The sequence below is a fragment of the Halococcus sediminicola genome, from assembly GCF_000755245.1.
GTDB classification, from domain to species: domain Archaea; phylum Halobacteriota; class Halobacteria; order Halobacteriales; family Halococcaceae; genus Halococcus; species Halococcus sediminicola.
Genome location: NZ_BBMP01000017.1, coordinates 1 through 1,165, shown reverse-complemented (window position 1 = coordinate 1,165; position 1,165 = coordinate 1). Strand labels below are relative to the sequence as shown.

Here is a 1,165-nt window from a genome sequence, read left to right as displayed (position 1 = left end):
TGCTTTATTGAAAATGCGGTACGGGAGTACGATCATAGCGTCTCGGCGAGCTTCTTGATGTTGTTGAGCGCGAACATGAGAACGATTTCACGAAATTGACGATACCAGAATCGCGAACGCAGGGCGGAGTCCTGCGTTCGCTTGACCGTCGAATAGGACGTCTCGGACATCCATCGCTGGGTGTAGCCTTTTGCTCGGATGAGCGCGTTGTTCGCAACAGCCATCGATCTCGATCCTTGGTGATGAACGAGGTACTCAACGTCTAACGCAGCGATTTCGTATTCGGTGTGCCAGTCCTGGAACCCGTTGTCAGCAGCGACTGACCGCAGGTCGTCCGCGTTCCGGCGGACGACCCGCGGGCCAGCCTTCGTGTCGTGTTCGCGCTCGATACAGCAATGGACGTCCAGCACCGCAAGCGACTCTGTATCGGTCAATGTCGTCGCTTTGATCGTCTTCACGCTTCTCCCACTTCGCTGGAGGTAGTACTGGGAGGCCTGCTTGCGTTCGAAGAACGTGCTGTCCAGTGCCACATGACCAGACTGGCGGAGTTGCTGCGCCGAAGTGCGCAGCAACGCCCGCCAGACGTACATCGCGTACCGATCAATCGAATGGTAGAACGTGGTGGGATCTGGCAACCCGTCTGGATGAATTCCAAGACGATCACACACCTCTGGCATAAGACCAATCCGATCAACAAGCTCGGTGAAGGTGTGGTCTTCCTCCTTCCGTATACAGTGAGCGACGATATGTGCCTCGCGGGGAAGCCCGCCTGATTCGGGCTTCCCCGCGTGCTTTCCCAACGCTTGTTTCGCTACGCGTAGTGCCTTCTCAACGAAGTCGAGGAGGACGATTGCCATATCCAACTCCTCGACTTCATTGCCTCAAACCAGTACCGAACAATCCCGACGCCGTGTGTCGTTTTCAATAGAGCAGTTTGATGTCCTTCTGTATGAGATGGCTATTCATCTGCGTTCAGAGCCACATGTTCAAGCAGGCACCGCTATGAGTGCTGTCTCTTATACACATCTCCGAGCCCACGAGACCGAGGCTGATCTCGTATGCCGTCTTCTGCTTGAAAAAAAAAAGATAGCTAATAACTCATGATTCAATTTACAGAAAAATCCGTACGTTACCACAGCGCTTTGTCCTATTGTAATCACATTCA

The 1,165-nt window shown here is 53.5% G+C and carries 1 protein-coding gene; it reads right to left on the bottom strand.

What is annotated here, in order from left to right:
• Nucleotides 1-32: 32 nt before the first annotated feature.
• Entirely contained in the window at nt 33-857 is an 825-nt protein-coding gene (locus ACP97_RS08260; RefSeq protein WP_049997366.1) for an IS5/IS1182 family transposase, read from the bottom strand.
• Nucleotides 858-1,165 lie beyond the last annotated feature (308 nt).

Bases quoted from the DNA above. Each gene is read 5' to 3' on its own strand.
- ACP97_RS08260 (WP_049997366.1), bottom strand. From the start codon at position 857: ATGGCAATCGTCCTCCTCGACTTCGTTGAGAAGGCACTACGCGTAGCG.